Consider the following 15,207-nt stretch of genomic DNA (forward strand, 5'->3'; position numbering starts at 1 on the left):
TTGCTGCCACGCACGCCCGGGTGGGAACGTCATGGGACGACGAGGTCGAAGGTCGAGTCATCGTCTTCCCGCACCGTGAACCCGCCACGGTAGGTCCAGACTCGAGACGTTGGCACGGGCGAGTCACGGGACTGCTGGTGGGACCTCAGTCCGTGACTAGGGCTCGGACCTGCGCTGCAGGTAGGCGGCCACGAGGACGAGGGCCAACCCGGCCGCCGAGACGAGCAGGCGTGCGGTCCCTTCGAGGAAGAAGAACGCGATGGCTGCCATCGCGAGGACGATGACGATGATCGCGTTGACGAGCGGGCTGCGAGGGCGCGTCTTGTCGGTCATGAATACCTCCGAATGGTTCGGGCGATCGGAATCGTGGGATGAAGGAGCGGGTCGTGGTGGCTGGGCGTCCCGGTCATCTGGTGCCGTCGACAATGGCGTCACGCACCTCGAGCTGGTCTCTCACCAGGATCCGACCGGCCCCGCGCACGAGAACATGGAAGAACGTCGTGGCGGCTCCGAGCGTGAGGACGGCGGCGGCCACCGTCGGCACGGCCGCGGACAGAGCCCACCACCCGAGGCCGAAGGCGACGCTCGCGACGAGCTGGACGAGCATCGTGAGGAGCAAGCGGTAGATGGCTCCCTTCTGACGACCGCCCGTACGGGCCTGGTCGGTGGGGTTGAGCACGCTCGCAACCGCGCCGATGCCGCTGCATGCCAGCGTGATGGTGGGTGCGAGCACGAGGACGTCGACGAGGTGACGCGGCTGTCCCGACAGGACGGCCTCACCGGCACCGTAGAGCAGTCCCAGCACGGTCAGGACCGCGGCGATCGCCAGCGCCTTGCCACGCAGCACCCGCTCGAGCGGTGAGCCGGAGAGCACGAGGTACTCGACCCCGCGCTGGTCGTAGCCCAATAGCGCGCTGGAGACGTTGATCGACGCGAACCACACGAAGCCGGCCACGGCCGCGACCACCCCTGTCGGCATGAGCGAGGTGTGGGCGAAGAAGACCCCGACGGCAGGTGTGATGAGGACGGCCTGCAGGGCCCGAGGCGAGCGGAAGAAGAAGTAGCGCAGCTGCTGAGAGGCCGCCGCCGTCGTGGACCCCGCCGAGAGCGCGCGCAGGGGCGGCCAGATGAGGCTCAGACCCGCTGACGCGCGAGCGGCTCCGCGTCGCGCGCCCGACGATACCGATCGACCTTCCACCTGCTGGGCCAGGGCCCAGCCCCACAGCAACAGGGACACCACCACCCCGGCGAGGACGACTGCTGCACGCACCGCCAGCCCTGCCAGGTCGCCGTCGCGGGCGGCCAGGGTGCCCGTGGCGGCAGCTCCCGGTGGCAGCCACGCCATGACGGCGCCGGCGCCCCCGTCGCCGAGGGTGCTGAGGGAGGTGGCGGCTGCCCGCGCCTGCTGGAGCACGAGGACGAGCCCGACGAGGACGAGGCCTCCGAGGAGAGTCGTGATGTCGCGGCCGCGACGACTCCGCACGGCCGAGGAGAGGACGGCTTGGGTCGACCGTGACGCCGCTACGCAGAGGACGACGTAGGCGAGGGCGCCGATGACGACGAGGAACCGGTCCGCGGCCGCCTCGTCGACGAGCGCGCCGCCAGCGGCGACGAGGAACGTGAAGAGCGCCGTCGGCCCGAGCAGCGCTCCGCCGAGCAGGCCCGTGATCTGCTCGACGCGTGAGAGCGAGTAGGGAGCGAGCACCTCCGGGTCGACCGTCCGGTCGGCCAGGGTCGGTACGAGGACGGGGGTGACGACCCAGACCACGAAGATGACTGTGAAGACGCAGATGACCGCGAACTCCGCGAGGGGAGCCCGTGACGTCTCGAGGGAGGCAACGGCCGAGCCGATCGCCAGTCCGGCTGCCAGCGCTACCAGCCATGAAAGCGCATACGACCACCGCTGCCCCAGCCCGTCACGCCCGCGCGAGCGTCGCTGGATCGCCACCCTCAGTCGGATGAGCGCGAGAGCCACGACAGCTCGCCCTCCTCGAGGTCGCGACCACCTACGAGGTCCACGAAGGCCTCCTGGAGCGACTTCGTCCCGGCGAGCTCCGGGACCGTGCCCTCGGCGATGACGCGCCCGTCGGCGATCACGGCGACGCGGTCGCACAGCCGCTGGACGACGTCCATGACGTGGCTGGAGAAGATGACGGTGCCCCCACCGGACCGGTAGAGCTGGAGCATCTCCTCCATGACCTGGGTGTTGACCGGGTCGAGCGAACCGAACGGCTCGTCGAGGAGCAGCACGTGAGGCGAGTGCAACAACGCGACCGCGAGGCCGATGCGCTTGGTCATGCCCAGTGAGAAATCGGCGATGACGCGGTCCGCGTCACCCTCGAGGTCGAGGACGTGGAGCAGGTCATGGGAGCGCCGCACGACCACGTCAGCGGCCATACCCCGCAGCAGACCGGCATACTCCAGCATCTCGGTCGCCGTCAGACGGTCGAAGAGGACGGGGTTGTCGGGCACGAAACCGAGCAGCGCCTTGGCCTCCCGGGGGTCGGGCCACACCGGCACCCCGGCCAGGGTCACCTCTCCTGCGTCGGGGCGCAGCAGGCCCGTCACCATGCGGATCGTCGTCGTCTTGCCGGCGCCGTTGGGGCCCGCCAAACCGTAGAACGACCCGCTCGCAACGGTCAGATCGACACCGTCGACCGCATGCTTGTCGCCAAAGTGCTTGACCAGCCCGGAGACGGCCAAGGCGGGGACAGAGCGCGCGACAGCAGGCGCTACCGCCTCGCCCGCTTCAGGCACTGGCTGGGGCTCCCTTCTCCGGTGCGTCGAATCGCTCGGGCTCGTCAGCGTCAGCGCGTCCGCGCGCATGGCCGCGCACCACGAACGTCGCGACCACGGCGAGGAGCACATAGGCGATGGTTCCGATCGAGGCGATCACCAGCCACGTGTTGGCGGTGTTCGCCACCTGCTGGTCGATGCCCCCCGACGCCAGGATCGTCGTGGGATCCGTGAAGGCGTGCAGCAGGATGGGCCAGACGAGACTGCCCGTGATCCGCAGGCTCAGGTACATGCAGATCCCGAAGCCGACTGCATACAGCACCACAGGGCCGACGGTGTCGATCTCCTGTCCCGACAGAAGGTTGCTCAGGTGCATCAGCCCGAACAGGATGGACGAGAGCAGCATCACCGCTTGCTCGCGATATCCCCCCCGTCGCAGCAGGGCGACGCCGAGACCGCGGGTGACGACCTCCTCCGAGAAACCCACGAACAAGCCGGCTACGAGCACCGCTACCACGACGCCGGCGCCGTAGCGGCCGTAGTCGGTTCCCAAGGCGTGAGTGACGATGGGGAGGAGCACAAACACCGGCGCCGCCCACATCCACCCACGTCCACGCACCGGTTGACGACCGAACAACGGGCGGGGGAGCCAGCCGATGGATCGGGCGAACAGCACGACGACGATGCTGCCCACGATGGGACCGGCCCCGATGGTGAGCAACGCGGACAGCGGATCGTCGAACGGGTTGTCTGCGTCTACGACGTCACCTACGACCAGGCTCAGCAACCCAGTGAGCCCTTGGAAGAGCGCCAGGTAACCCAGCGTCATCAACGCGGCCTTCCAGAAGCCGCCGCTGTTCCAGAATGTGCGCCAGCGTGATTGCGCTACTGGCGGGGTAGAGCCTCCGTGCTCGACGATCGGTTTGGACATGCTGTCTCCCTCGCCCAGTGACACAACGGATGTTGGTCCCTGACGCCTGAACGTAACAGGTTTAGGACAGATCCGACATACTTTGTGTTCATGCTCCGGCGCGTGCCTCGCAGCCGAGTTCCACCACCGATCGAACGTCGCTCGCCCGCCAAAGCCTCCCGTGCACGCCCACTGCTGCAATCACCCCTGACGCCACCACGCCACTTCTCCTGGGCGGAAACGCTTGGCGCAGGGAGGAATCCTGCATGGTCGAAGGATCAGACGTGACCGACACCCCAGCTCGCTACTCGTCGTCTGATGAACGCGTGCAGTCCGGAACGTTCGCCCTATGCTGACCTGCGTGCGGCGGCGCCGGCGACCGGTGCGTTCGATCCGGCTGAGCAACGGACTCCCCAGCCGCTGTAGCCGATGAGTCTCCGGCGATGCGTGGATCGGGCTCGCCGCGCACATCGAGACGCAGCAACCAGTGCGCCCTGCGCGGCGAGTCCTGTCGGGCTGATCGCTTGTGCGAGCGGCCGGGTGTTGATGTGCGTTGGGCTCGAGTCGCTGCCGTTGCGTAACGTCGTCTGTTCGAGCACGATGCCCTCCCACCCTCGGATGGCCATGGCGTAGAGCTGATCGCGCGTCGTCGCCGTCGTCATCGAAGCAGTGCGAGCGAAGCGACCCCCAACGCAGCAGGTCAGGCATCTTCTTGCTAGGCAATCACTGGGCCCAGGCGTTCAACTGCGTGTCATATGGTCAGCACGCTACGTAAGTGAGGCGTGTGGGGGCGTCGACTTCGTCGCCAGCGCTCGTGGGGTCGGTCGTCGGCGGCGTAGTCCTGCAGAGGCCGGACCGGAACGACTGATGCCAGGTGCCAGCGCTCACGGAGGCTGCGCGGCGTGTGACTCTGGCGATTGGGAACGGCTCTGGTGAGTGGCGGTGGCCGACGATGATGAGAACGGGGTGAGCAGGCGGTGGACGCGGGTGCGCTGGGCCGCGCCGTCGAGTTGCTGGGTCAGTTCAACGACGAGCTGACTCACCTGATCGACGCCAGCTTCGGCACTCACTGGGCCGAGATCGAGGAGATGGTTGCCCTGGTTGCTCTCGCGGCCGAGGGGGCCGTGTCGACGCGGCGGCTCTCGGACGTCAGCGGACTTCACCGGCGTGCGGTGACGCGGCTGGTTACCCGCCTGTGCACTCGGGGTCTGGTCGTAACGCGCCGATCCGCTGCCGACGGACGTGTCGTCGAGGTCGTCCTCACCAGAACTGGTCAGCGGCGGGCGAACGCACTGCGGTCTTCGAGTGCCCACTTCTTCGTTCGCCGCAGAAGCTTGGCGGCTGAGATCAGTGCAGGGATGCAAGCGAACGGCTCAGCGCGGCTTCCTCCGGCGCCGGGGGATGCGTTGGACCTGCTGCGACGCGTCTGTGACGAAGGCGCTCTGCTCGTGCGGTTCATGCCTGAGGCGGCGACCCACGGGCTCCTCGCTGCCCGTCAGCGTGCAGCGCTCGTCATGGTCGTGATGCAGGGCCGTGTACGGCCCTCTGAGCTTGCCCCCCTACTGGAGGTGTCGCGTGCGGGAGCGGCGTACATCGTCGACCAGCTGTGCGCGAAAGGGTTCACCACCCGACTCAGAGGTGTGGTTCCTGAAGACCGCAGGGCGGTTGTCCTCGTACCGACAGCCGAGGGGATCCAAGCCGTTGCCGCGGTCATGCAGGGCATAGAGCACAGACGCGAACCGATCGCAGAGCTGTTCGCCGAGGTCGCGGCGTGGCGGCCGGCCGACAGGGGTCAAAAGACCTAACCACTCGATCCAGAACCTGCCTGGCCGCTGGGGACCCCTCTCGAGCTCGAAGGCTTCGACGACACCGATCCTCCTCGTCCGCCCAGCATCCAGGTGGGGTGATCGGTCCGGGAGGGAGGCGACACCAAGACCCGTGCGTCGCCTGGCAGGCGCCAGGATCTCGTGTTCTGCACTCGCGACGGCCGTCCGCTTGACCCTGCCAATGTTCGGCGATCTTTCCGTGCCGTGTTGAGCGGTGCCGGTCGAGATGATCAGGCGTGGACTCCGCGGGAACTGCGACACAGTTTCGTCTCGCTTCTGTCGGACGCCGGCGTGCCGCTGGAGAATATCTCGCGCCTCGTCGGGCACCGCAGCACGACCGTCACCGAGTCCGTCTATCGCAAGCAGCTACGCCCGGTGCTGACTCGAGGGACTGAGGCGATGGACCGCCTCTTCGCTGCGCCGCACAGAGTCCCCGAGAGCCCTCGCACAGTTCCGAAGACGGACGCTTAGTCAAGCAGTTAGTCAAGCATCGGGCCCTCAAGAGCGAGCCGGCCATCACACAGAACAGCCCCCAACCGGCGTCTCCGCTGGTCAGGGGCTGTCTCGTGGTGGTGGGCGATACTGGGTTTGAAGGTCATTCCAGCAGTCTTGTGAAATCTGGGCTGATCTGCCGATATGCGCTCTGACCTGCGATGATGTTGCACAGTGTCGCATTCCTAGAGTGGACACGGATGCCCGGAAAAGTACTCTGGTGGTCCACGTGTGGTCCACGAAGGGCGAATCTGTGTCAACGACGAAGCGCCAGTTCGGCGCCATCGAGCGACTCCCCTCGGGGCGTTACCGTGCCAAGTACCGCGGACCCGACATGCGACGTCACACCGCTCCGCACACCTTCGACGCCCGGATCGACGCCGAAGCTTGGCTCACCGACGAGCGCCGCAGAATCAGCCGCGAGGAGTGGAGCCCCCCGACGAGACTGCGCGACGCACCGCAAGCCGAGACCGTGGGCACGTATGCCGAGAAGTGGCTACGACGACGCGACCTCAAGCCCCGCACCCGGGAGCACTACCGCTCGATCCTCGACCGCCACATCCTTCCGACGTTCGCTGGCGTCCCGCTCAAGGCAGTCACCAGCGAATCGGTCCGCGACTGGTACGCCGACCTCGAGCCCCACCATCCCACCCTTCGCTCGCACGCCTACTCGCTCCTGCGGACCATCTTCTCCACCGCGCTCGTCGACGAGAAGATCTCATCGAGCCCATGCCACATCCGTGGCGCCGGCACGACCAAGCGCGCCCGCACCATCCGGCCGGCCACCCTGACAGAGCTCGAGGTCATCACGGCGTCGATGCCCCCGAAGTACCGGCCGCTCCTGCTGCTGTGCGCGTGGTGCGCGCTGCGCTTCGGTGAGGCGACCGAACTACGCCGGAAGGACCTTGACCTCAGCAACGGCGTGATCCACGTCCGCCGAGGTGTCGCGCGCGCCGAGGGTCAGAAGCTGATCGGCTCCCCCAAGTCCGAGGCCGGCGTGCGTGACGTCGCCATCCCGCCCCACCTGCTGCCGATGCTCAAGACTCACGTCGCGGCCATGCCAGCGCGCGGCAAGGACGCGCTGCTGTTCCCCGCCACCGACGGCGTCTCGCACATCGCGCCGAGCACCCTCTACCGGGTATTCTACCCTGCCCGGAAGGCTGCGGGCCGCCCCGACCTTCGGTGGCACGACCTGAGGCATACCGGGGCCACGTTGGCCGCGCAAACCGGTGCGACGCTGGCCGAGCTGATGGGCCGCCTCGGACACTCGACACCGCAGGCCGCTCTGCGATACCAGCACGCCGCCCAAGGCCGCGACGCCGAGATCGCCGCCGCGTTGTCGCGCATCGCCGCGGGCACTCAATGAGCTAATGAACGGAGCGGAGCGTCTTGGGCGGCCACGACACGCTCTCACGCGTTGTCGTCGTCGCTGCCGCACACGGGCGTGGGGTAGGGCGAACCTCAGCGACCGCTGACCGTGCTACCCCGCCGCCAACGTCGGAGCTCCAACCACGAATGGCGGATGCCAGATTGATCCCCCACCTCCGAGACAAGTCCGCCCTTCAACCGCTACGCCTTCCCGCCCGACCGTAAGCAGTCCCTCCCTATCGTGGCCGTGGCTGAGGTCGCGAGCCGCGGAAGAGGCTGTCGCAACACGCCTTCGGTGGGAACCCGACCGCGCGCGGGCAATCGCAACGTGGTCCTTCTGGCTGGTGACCTGGACTCGATCGTGAGCGTACGGAACTGCCGATGAGCGCTAGACGCAGAGTCGGAGCTAGATCGGGGTCGGGTGATCGGTCGGACCCTTCAGACCTACGTCGGCCAGTTCCACGACTGCGCTTTGCCCTGACCATCGATCCACCGGATCGATGGGTGGAGCCAATCGCCGTCTTGGCGACCTGAGTCCATCGCGACCGCGACGTAGTCGGGGCCTCCATGGGGGCTGGAGATCTTCATCGTGGAGATTGCCAACGGCTCTGACGTCTGATCGTCGGTGGCTTGGATGTCATGTGCGCCGGCCGGGAAGAGCGCGAATGTCGCTCCACGTTCGGTGCTGACCGCGAAGCCCACCGCTGGCAGTTCCTCGTCACCGATTTCTCCGGCAGACATCAGGACCTTTTCAGACCCGTCCGGGTTCAGTCGCGAAAGGACGAACGTGCTGCGATCGCCGAGGTAGGCGTCGCGGATGGAGATGACGTAACGGTGCCCGTTCGCCGTGGTGACCCACGCGCCGGCCTCGCTGCCCGGCTTTCCTTCACCGGCGGCCCAGACCAACGGGGTCAGCGGCGTGCCAGTCGCGGGGACCAGCGCCTGGGCGACCCCGAAGCCGACCAGACCCGTGGCCGCGACTCCAGCCAGGACCGCTCGGCGCCGTCGGACGCGGCGCACTCGATGACCGATGGCCACAACGTCACCGGGGTCCACCTCAGGGGCGGGGATCTCGCTGTCGGTGAAGACGTGGCGAACGAACGCTTCGACGTCAGTGCTCATGGACTCTTCCTTCGCTCGAGATGGCTAGTTGACGGAGCGCGGCGAGCCCGCGCGAGGCCGCGGACTTCACCCCGCCCACCGACAGGCCCACCAGGTCCGCGGTCTGCCGCTCGGACAGGTCGGCGCAGTACCGCAGGACGACTACCTTGCGTTGCTGCTCGGGCAGCTGGGCGAGCAGTTCTACGAGATGTTCCCGCTCCACATGTGAGGTGTCGGCCTCGACCCGCACCTCACGCAGGACGGGGCTGGGCACCTCACGTCGGACCCGCCGGCCATGATCGGCCCGACCGTTCACCAAGATCCGGCGGGCATAGGCCAACGCGGTCTCTTGGCGCACCTTCGGCCACGCCAAGTACGTGCGGACGAAAGCGTCTTGAACCAGCTCCCGGGCAAGGTCCGCGTCCCCGCACAGGAAATAGGCAGTCCGAAGCAGTGAGGGTTGGGCACCGCTCATGAAGGCCGTGAACGACGCGTCACGCTCCCTCTGTACCGATCCCCGCATCAGCCCTCATCTCCCGTGACCTTCCCAGCGAACCTGACACCCCTATACGGCCACGAGCCCCAATTGGTTGCAGCAAGCCTGCCCCCGCGCCACGCAACTTGGTGACTCAGCGAGTGCCGTGCCTTTCCGGGCAATGCTTGGCCATCATGTCCACCTTTGCCCTCAGGCTCACGCCCTGAGGGCGACGATAATCGCCAGACTCGGACGAGACGTTTACCGGATTTGCCGCTCGTCGGACGGCGTCCGACCATGCCGCAACCGGTCCAGCCGGGGCGAAAGGATCGTGTCGTTACGGAAGAGAGTCGGGTCTTCCTCTCACACTCGGGGGATGACTGACAGCACGAACGACGAACAGCCCGACGGCCGCCTCCCTCTAGCAGAGGTACTCGCGGAGGTGGCCGACTCATTCCGCGTGGCAAAGGCCAGCGGGGACGCGCACCCGGACGGACACATCATCGGGTGGAGCCACGCGCAACTCGAGCTCAGCGTGAGCCTCACGCGCGACGGCGGCGGGAAGGTCCGCGCATGGGTCGTAGAGGCCGGCGGGAACGTCGCGAAGGCTGACATGGTCAAGATCTCGGTGGGTCTCTCGCCATACGGAACCGACATGCTCGGAGGCGGCATGTAGTGACGGCAACGCGGGGATCGCCCGACCGTGCCGGTCATCGGACCACCTCCAACCACGCCACTTGTCGGTGGTGCCGAGTTGAGGACGTTACCCCTACCGATGAGAGGCTTCCTCCATGTGGTGGTCACGTCGCGATAAGCGCACGCCAGAAGAGGTCGAGTGGGACCGCATCCAAGACCAAGTGCGCGTAGCGAAGCAGCACCGGCTAGCGCAGACAGCCACTCAGCGCGAACTCGTCGACGCGATCTCAGCGGCGCTGTTTGAGGCCGACCCTGTGGGGATCGCCCTCGGGACGAACACGGACGAATACGACGCTGAGGCCGAAACGATCGTCATCGCGTTGCCAAATGCGGCGGGCCCTAGGGATGTGGCAGCCATAACCCACGAAACCTTCGGGCAATGGTTCGGGGTCGCTACCGCCGGCCCTCTGGAGCGATACGCCCACGTCGCCCAAGAGGTCTGGCGCCTTTGGCGTCACCACCAGGGACCAAGCGGGAAGCCGGTCTAGAGGCGCTCATCAGGCTCGTCGGAAGGGCGTCCGAACTTGCCGCTGTCCGGCTCGCTGAGAGGCCGATACGCGAAGGGCTCAGAACCGTAGACTGATCGCGAACCCGCCCAAGGCGCATCTACCCGGTAAGGGTGCGTCCGGCCCGCTGTCAGGTGAGGGTGGCTGCCCGTTCAAGCCGGGCCGGGTCCGTGGAACTCACTCCTCAGCGGGAGGTGTCGGGGTTCCTTCACCCGCTCTGAGTGCGCCGCGAAGCGCACCCCCATGCCGCTCGTCGGACGACGTCCGACCATGCCGCTCGTCGGACGGGCGTCCGACCATGCCGCGGTGTGGGCATTCGTCCATCCGAACGGCCGGCCTCGCCAGTGATGCGGGTGCCCGTCGACGAGATGTCAGCCGACGCCGTGCGGGACTGCTGCCAGTAGTCGTGCCTGCATGCGAGCTGCCGCGAACGACACGTGCAAGGTGTAGGTGATCACGTCGAATCCGTCGGCGCTGTCCCAAGAGAATGTCGAGATCTGGCCGTCGTGCTCGGATTCTGCGAGAGCGTCGATGTCGGTCTCCCAGGCCTGCACCTCGACTTGGGAAAACGACAACTCGATGACGGGGGTGTCTTTGGCTCCGTACAGGGGCGCCGTCTCCCCGTCGTAGCTGAAGAAGAAGCGCAGCGTTGCGTACGGGAGCCAAGTGAGCTCGAGGAAGTCGGCGTCGTGCAGGTATACGTGCGCACCGTCAGGGGTGAAAAACTCATAGGGCCCGACCCCGTCACGGATTCCCCGGCCAGGCTCGATGGACACGCCTTCGAAGTCTGTCACGCGGACATCCCGCCGGCCGGATCTCGCGTTCACGGATCTCACCCGCGCAACGTAGCCGAGACAGCCCCACGCGCGGTGGTCGAACACAGCCGGATTTGCCGCTCGTTGGACGGCGTCCGACCATTCCGCGGTCAGCGCGGTCACGAACCTCAGCCCGGTGCTGCACGCATGCAGGTCTGGTCCGCGTGAGAGGTTGACTTCGTGACGGACGTGGTGGAGGTGCTGCATCGGTTTTGGGGTTTGCGGAGCCCGGCGCTGAAGCCACTGAGTGGCGGCATGAGCTCAAAGACGTGGCTGGTCGAGGACGGCGGACTGAGGTTTGTGGCCAAGAAGGTTCTTCCGACCCAGATCGCAGAGCTCCTCGCAGGCTGCGAGGTAGCCGCGGCTCTTGCCGACGACGGCATCATCACCGGTCGGCCCGTCCCAACCATCGACGGACGGCTCACGGTCAGGGAGCACGGCCTGGCGCTCCTGGAACACGTGCCGGGCCGGGAGCTGAGAGGCGAGACAGACCAGGAGCAGCGCTGGATGGGCGCCACCCTGGCGTGTGTCCATCTCGCTGGCCACCCCGGCCCCGGCGGCACCACAGCCACGTTCTTGCCCGACTGGCTCTCACCCCAACTGCCAGGAGTGGCGACCCACCCTTGGCTCGTCCAGGCCATCGCGGTAGTCCGGGCAGAGACGAATCCGATGACGCTCTCGTGGTCGATCATTCATAGTGACCCGGCCCCGGAAGCCTTCGTCCACGACGAGGACACCGGGGCTACCGGTCTGATCGACTGGGCCGGAGCCCGGCGCGGTCCGGTTCTCTACGACGTGGCGTCGGCCGTCATGTATCTCGGTGGCCCACGCGAGGCGTCGGCCTTCTTGGAGGCTTACCAAGGACACGGCCCGCTGGGTCCGGACGAGTTGGACCGGCTGGATTCCTTTCGCAGATTCCGGTGGGCAGTCCAAGGCGCCTACTTCGCGTGGCGTCCGGCCGGCAACAACCTGGTCGGTATTGAAGACCAGCTGGAGAACCAGAACGGCCTCGACCGTGCCCGGCGCGGACTCGAGGAAGTCACACTCACCTAGCCCTGAACGTCCGTGCCAAACGTCCGCTTCTGCCGCTCGTCGGACGACGTCCGACCATGCCGCGACCCGGCGGGCGGACGACCGGCCCGCACTGCTCCGCGGAAGTACCGTGCATCATGCGCATTCGCGAGGTTGATGAGCGGGACAGCTCGTGGGAGGACCACAACCCCGTGTTCCGGGTCTATCTCTTCCGCGGCGGTGAGCATCCGGACACGTCCTGGACGACGTGGACCTACGACGTCGAAGACGCGGACCTGCTCGGCGTGGCGCAATGGGCTCAACAGGAGGTCGCCGGCTCCGGTCTCTACGCCGTAGCCCTCGTCGGCCATGCCTCGGCTGCGCCGAACGAACCTCTGCGCAAGGGGCTCGTCTGGCTCATCGGGAACGATGCGAACGGCGAGCCGCTTAGCCCACGAGAGAGTGCCGCGCGGAAGCGGATGAACGAGCTTCGGGGAAAGAGCATTACGTTCCGCTGACGCCGTAGCGATGCTCGCTCATGCCGCTGTGGCGGCAATTGCGCGCCTGTGCAGCGGCAGCCGAGCGCGGGGATCTGGGTCACACTGGTGCTATGAGCCTCCAGCTTCCGTCGAGAGCGATGGTCGCTGGGTTCACCGCAGCGATGCTCGCCATGACGGGGAGCGCCTGCACGGACGGCTCCGAGGCAGGAAGCGTCGTCACCGGCACGCAAGCGTCGAGCGATCCTGGCTACCTGTCTCAAGTTCCTTCCGCAGTTCTGAGCTGGTCGCCCGGTCCCACGCCCTGGCCCGCGGACATGGTGACCAACGCGGTGCCGGGAGCGAATGGGCCTTTCAGTGCCACTGCCTCATGGCGGGCCGACGGCACCCTTTTGCTTGTTACGGCTGGACACGCCGGATGCCCGGCAATGCCGGTATCTGTCGCGGTGCGAGATGGGTCGATCATCATTCGGACCAAGCCCTATCTCGAGCCCCCCAACGAAGGCTGCGATATGGCTCCCAGTCCGGTGTCCATCGTGCTGAAGGCACCGAGTGGCGTGGATCGGACCAAGCCCACTCGCGCTGTCATCGACTCGATCGACCTGACAATTCCCGCGCAAGCCACGTAGACGCTGTCACGACAATCAGGAGCGCGGCCCCTGGACGGGCGATTCGTCAAACTCGGGCCCTGCCGAAGATCACTAGAGTTGAGTCCATAGCGTTGGTGTACGACGGTGATCCGTCGTTGAAGGTTGTCAAGCGCTGAGAGTGCTTGCGGTGGTGGGCTCCTCACTTGGGTCGGTGCTGGTGGCGGGGATGATGGTGAGTCGGGCTTTGCTCAGGATTTCGAGGCCGAGGTAGCGACGGCCGTCGGCCCATTCGTCGTTCTGCTCGGCCAGGACGGCGCCGCCGAGGCGGATGACGGAGGCCCGGTCGGGGAAGATGCCGACGACGTCGGTGCGGCGGCGGATCTCGCGGTTGAGGCGTTCGTTCGGGTTGTTCGACCAGATCTGGCGCCACAGCCCGTTCGGGAACGGGGTGAACTCGAGGACCTCCTCGCGGGCGGCGTCGAGGTGAGCCTGGACCTCGGGCAGGGTCGCGGTGTGGTCCAGCAGCTTGTCGTACTGGCCGTTCACGGCGTCAGGGTCGACCTGCTCGAAGACCGAGTGCAGCATCGCCTTGACCCCGCCCCAGGCGTGCTTCGGACACACCGCCATGAGGTTGACGGTGTAGTGGGTGCGGCAGCGCTGCCATGAGGCGACAGGTTGGTGGCGTGGCGGCTCACGCAGGAAGTGGATACACGCTTGGCTGAATACAGCGCAGCATATACCGTTGCCGGAATGGAGACCGTCATCGCTAGCGATGTTCTGGCCCGTTTCGGGCATGCCGTCTCGGACCCGACCCGGGCACGGATCATGCTGGCCCTGCGGGAGGCGCCGGCTTACCCGAGCGACCTTGCCGAGGTCCTGTCGGTCTCGCGGCAGGGCGTGTCGAACCATCTCGCGTGCTTGCGCGGGTGCGGATTGGTCGTGGCCGTCCCTGAGGGGAGGCGCACTCGTTACGAGCTTGCCGATGCCCGGCTCGGTCACGCCTTGAGTGACCTGCTCGGTGTCGTGCTGGCGGTCGACCCGCTGTGTGCGCCGGTCGACGTGTGCGAGAAGGTGGGCTGAGATCGATGACCGCGATATCGCTGACCACGCCCTCGGCCGCGGCGCGACGCGCGGTTCTGACGCGTCGGATCCGGCTGCTGGTGGCCGCCACGATCACCTACAACGTCCTCGAGGCGGTGATCGCGCTCTGGGCCGGGCGAGCCGCGTCCTCCACGGCGCTGATCGGGTTCGGGCTCGACTCGGTCATCGAGGTCTCCTCGGCCGCAGCCGTCGCGTGGCAGTTCTCCGGCCGCGACCCCGAGGCCCGCGAGAAGGTCGCGTTGCGGCTCATCGCCTGCTCGTTCTTCGCGCTGGCCGCCTACGTGACCGTCGAGTCGGTGCGCGCCCTGACGGGCACGGCCGCGGCCGAACACTCCACCATCGGACTCGTGCTGGCCGCGGCAAGCCTGGCCGTGATGCCGGTGCTGTCGTATGCCCAGCGGCGTGCAGGTCGCGAGCTAGGCTCGCGATCCGCGGTGGCTGACTCCAAGCAGACCTTGCTCTGCACATACCTTTCGGCGGTGCTCCTGCTCGGCCTGGGCCTGAACACCCTCTTCGGGTGGTCCTGGGCCGACCCCGCCGCCGGACTGGTCATCGCCGCCGTCGCCCTCCGGGAGGGCTGGCAGGCGTGGCAGGGCGACAACTGCTGCGCGCCGAACGCAGCCGTCCTCCAGGACACCCAGAACCCTCCCGCAACCTGCGACGACGGGTGCTGCAGCAGCTGACCACCGCACGACTTCACGCGGGCTGCGCATCGCCCGGATCTGCCGCTCGTCGGACGGGCGTCCGACCATGCCGCTCGTCGGACTGGCGTCCGACCATGCCGCTCGTCGGACGACGTCCGACCATGCCGCTCGTCGGACTGGCGTCCGACCATGCCGCTCGTCGGACGACGTCCGACCATGCCGCTCGTCGGACGACGTCCGACCATGCCGCTCGCAGTCTGCTCGGGTGGGACGCCGGCCCCGTTAGGGTCGGTCCGTGGATGTGTTCTTCGTGTGGCACGTGCGACACGCTCGAAACCTACGTCATCGAGACCGACGCCGCTGTCGTGCAGCAGTGACTGCCCACGAAGCTGCTGACGCCAACCGCGCCGCCAGCAGTGACCCGTGAAGCTGCGTCTTG

The 15,207-nt window shown here is 67.2% G+C and carries 15 protein-coding genes and 2 pseudogenes; 9 read left to right on the forward strand and 8 right to left on the reverse strand.

Features of this window, described 5'->3' with window-relative positions; translation table 11 throughout:
* Positions 1-156: 156 nt before the first annotated feature.
* From ABT295_RS02505 to ABT295_RS02520, 4 genes are all read right to left on the reverse strand, one after another.
* Positions 157-333: a hypothetical protein gene (locus ABT295_RS02505; RefSeq protein ID WP_352392841.1), complete on the reverse strand. Its 177-nt coding sequence runs from the start codon at positions 331-333 to the stop codon at positions 157-159.
* A 73-nt stretch (positions 334-406) separates the two neighbouring features.
* The gene (locus tag ABT295_RS02510; protein ID WP_352392842.1) at positions 407-1,975 is read right to left on the reverse strand and encodes a hypothetical protein; all 1,569 of its coding nucleotides are present in this window, start codon (positions 1,973-1,975) and stop codon (positions 407-409) included.
* Positions 1,951-2,826: an ABC transporter ATP-binding protein gene (locus ABT295_RS02515; protein WP_502991065.1), complete on the reverse strand. Its 876-nt coding sequence runs from the start codon at positions 2,824-2,826 to the stop codon at positions 1,951-1,953. The genes ABT295_RS02510 and ABT295_RS02515 overlap by 25 nt, the downstream gene beginning before the upstream one ends.
* Positions 2,750-3,667 carry a CPBP family intramembrane glutamic endopeptidase gene (locus tag ABT295_RS02520; RefSeq protein ID WP_352392844.1) on the reverse strand — a complete coding sequence of 306 codons (918 nt, stop codon included), beginning with the start codon at positions 3,665-3,667 and terminating at the stop codon, positions 2,750-2,752. The genes ABT295_RS02515 and ABT295_RS02520 overlap by 77 nt, the downstream gene beginning before the upstream one ends.
* Positions 3,668-4,623: 956 nt before the next feature.
* Between ABT295_RS02520 and ABT295_RS02525 the strand changes: the two genes are divergently transcribed.
* The 3 genes and pseudogenes from ABT295_RS02525 (at position 4,624) to ABT295_RS02535 (ending at position 7,330) form a co-directional block, all read left to right on the forward strand.
* Positions 4,624-5,451, forward strand: a complete 828-nt coding sequence (locus tag ABT295_RS02525) for a MarR family winged helix-turn-helix transcriptional regulator (protein ID WP_352392845.1) — start codon at positions 4,624-4,626, stop codon at positions 5,449-5,451.
* A 150-nt stretch (positions 5,452-5,601) separates the two neighbouring features.
* Positions 5,602-5,943: pseudogene (locus ABT295_RS02530) on the forward strand (tyrosine-type recombinase/integrase); the annotation flags it as partial.
* A 211-nt stretch (positions 5,944-6,154) separates the two neighbouring features.
* The gene (locus ABT295_RS02535) at positions 6,155-7,330 is read left to right on the forward strand and encodes a tyrosine-type recombinase/integrase (protein WP_352392846.1); all 1,176 of its coding nucleotides are present in this window, start codon (positions 6,155-6,157) and stop codon (positions 7,328-7,330) included.
* Between the two features lie 446 nt (positions 7,331-7,776).
* Here ABT295_RS02535 and ABT295_RS02540 read toward each other — a convergent pair whose 3' ends face one another.
* Positions 7,777-8,454: a hypothetical protein gene (locus tag ABT295_RS02540; protein WP_352392847.1), complete on the reverse strand. Its 678-nt coding sequence runs from the start codon at positions 8,452-8,454 to the stop codon at positions 7,777-7,779.
* Complete coding sequence (locus ABT295_RS02545; RefSeq protein ID WP_352392848.1) at positions 8,444-8,956, reverse strand: SigE family RNA polymerase sigma factor; 513 nt, start codon at positions 8,954-8,956, stop codon at positions 8,444-8,446. The genes ABT295_RS02540 and ABT295_RS02545 overlap by 11 nt, the downstream gene beginning before the upstream one ends.
* Before the next feature lie 328 nt (positions 8,957-9,284).
* Here ABT295_RS02545 and ABT295_RS02550 point away from each other — a divergent pair, with 328 nt between their 5' ends.
* Entirely contained in the window at positions 9,285-9,584 is a 300-nt protein-coding gene (locus tag ABT295_RS02550; RefSeq protein WP_352392849.1) for a trypco2 family protein, read from the forward strand.
* Positions 9,585-10,481: 897 nt separating this feature from the next.
* Here the strand turns inward: ABT295_RS02550 and ABT295_RS02555 are convergent.
* The gene (locus ABT295_RS02555) at positions 10,482-10,904 is read right to left on the reverse strand and encodes a hypothetical protein (protein WP_352392850.1); all 423 of its coding nucleotides are present in this window, start codon (positions 10,902-10,904) and stop codon (positions 10,482-10,484) included.
* A 219-nt stretch (positions 10,905-11,123) separates the two neighbouring features.
* Between ABT295_RS02555 and ABT295_RS02560 the strand changes: the two genes are divergently transcribed.
* The 3 genes from ABT295_RS02560 (at position 11,124) to ABT295_RS02570 (ending at position 13,062) form a co-directional block, all read left to right on the forward strand.
* Positions 11,124-11,978, forward strand: a complete 855-nt coding sequence (locus ABT295_RS02560) for a phosphotransferase enzyme family protein (protein WP_352394677.1) — start codon at positions 11,124-11,126, stop codon at positions 11,976-11,978.
* Positions 11,979-12,094: 116 nt separating this feature from the next.
* Entirely contained in the window at positions 12,095-12,454 is a 360-nt protein-coding gene (locus ABT295_RS02565; protein WP_352392851.1) for a hypothetical protein, read from the forward strand.
* A 92-nt stretch (positions 12,455-12,546) separates the two neighbouring features.
* The gene (locus ABT295_RS02570; RefSeq protein WP_352392852.1) at positions 12,547-13,062 is read left to right on the forward strand and encodes a hypothetical protein; all 516 of its coding nucleotides are present in this window, start codon (positions 12,547-12,549) and stop codon (positions 13,060-13,062) included.
* Positions 13,063-13,188: 126 nt separating this feature from the next.
* Here the strand turns inward: ABT295_RS02570 and ABT295_RS02575 are convergent.
* Positions 13,189-13,698: pseudogene (locus ABT295_RS02575) on the reverse strand (transposase); the annotation flags it as partial.
* Between the two features lie 75 nt (positions 13,699-13,773).
* Between ABT295_RS02575 and ABT295_RS02580 the strand changes: the two are divergent.
* Together ABT295_RS02580 and ABT295_RS02585 are read left to right on the forward strand one after the other, a co-directional pair.
* Complete coding sequence (locus ABT295_RS02580) at positions 13,774-14,103, forward strand: ArsR/SmtB family transcription factor (RefSeq protein WP_352392853.1); 330 nt, start codon at positions 13,774-13,776, stop codon at positions 14,101-14,103.
* Between the two features lie 5 nt (positions 14,104-14,108).
* Entirely contained in the window at positions 14,109-14,807 is a 699-nt protein-coding gene (locus ABT295_RS02585) for a cation efflux transmembrane domain-containing protein (protein WP_352392854.1), read from the forward strand.
* Positions 14,808-15,207: the final 400 nt, after the last annotated feature.

Source organism: Terrabacter sp. NPDC000476, assembly GCF_040300125.1.
Classification (GTDB): Bacteria; Actinomycetota; Actinomycetes; order Actinomycetales; family Dermatophilaceae; genus Terrabacter.

Excerpts from the sequence above, each read along its gene's own strand:
- ABT295_RS02505 (WP_352392841.1), bottom strand. The coding sequence starts at position 333 with ATGACCGACAAGACGCGCCCTCGCAGCCCGCTCGTCAACGCGATCATC.
- ABT295_RS02515 (WP_502991065.1), bottom strand. The coding sequence starts at position 2,826 with ATGCGCGCGGACGCGCTGACGCTGACGAGCCCGAGCGATTCGACGCAC.
- ABT295_RS02520 (WP_352392844.1), bottom strand. The coding sequence starts at position 3,667 with ATGTCCAAACCGATCGTCGAGCACGGAGGCTCTACCCCGCCAGTAGCG.
- ABT295_RS02540 (WP_352392847.1), bottom strand. The coding sequence starts at position 8,454 with ATGAGCACTGACGTCGAAGCGTTCGTTCGCCACGTCTTCACCGACAGC.
- ABT295_RS02545 (WP_352392848.1), bottom strand. The coding sequence starts at position 8,956 with ATGCGGGGATCGGTACAGAGGGAGCGTGACGCGTCGTTCACGGCCTTC.
- ABT295_RS02550 (WP_352392849.1), top strand. The coding sequence starts at position 9,285 with ATGACTGACAGCACGAACGACGAACAGCCCGACGGCCGCCTCCCTCTA.
- ABT295_RS02565 (WP_352392851.1), top strand. The coding sequence starts at position 12,095 with ATGCGCATTCGCGAGGTTGATGAGCGGGACAGCTCGTGGGAGGACCAC.
- ABT295_RS02570 (WP_352392852.1), top strand. The coding sequence starts at position 12,547 with ATGAGCCTCCAGCTTCCGTCGAGAGCGATGGTCGCTGGGTTCACCGCA.
- ABT295_RS02580 (WP_352392853.1), top strand. The coding sequence starts at position 13,774 with ATGGAGACCGTCATCGCTAGCGATGTTCTGGCCCGTTTCGGGCATGCC.
- ABT295_RS02585 (WP_352392854.1), top strand. The coding sequence starts at position 14,109 with ATGACCGCGATATCGCTGACCACGCCCTCGGCCGCGGCGCGACGCGCG.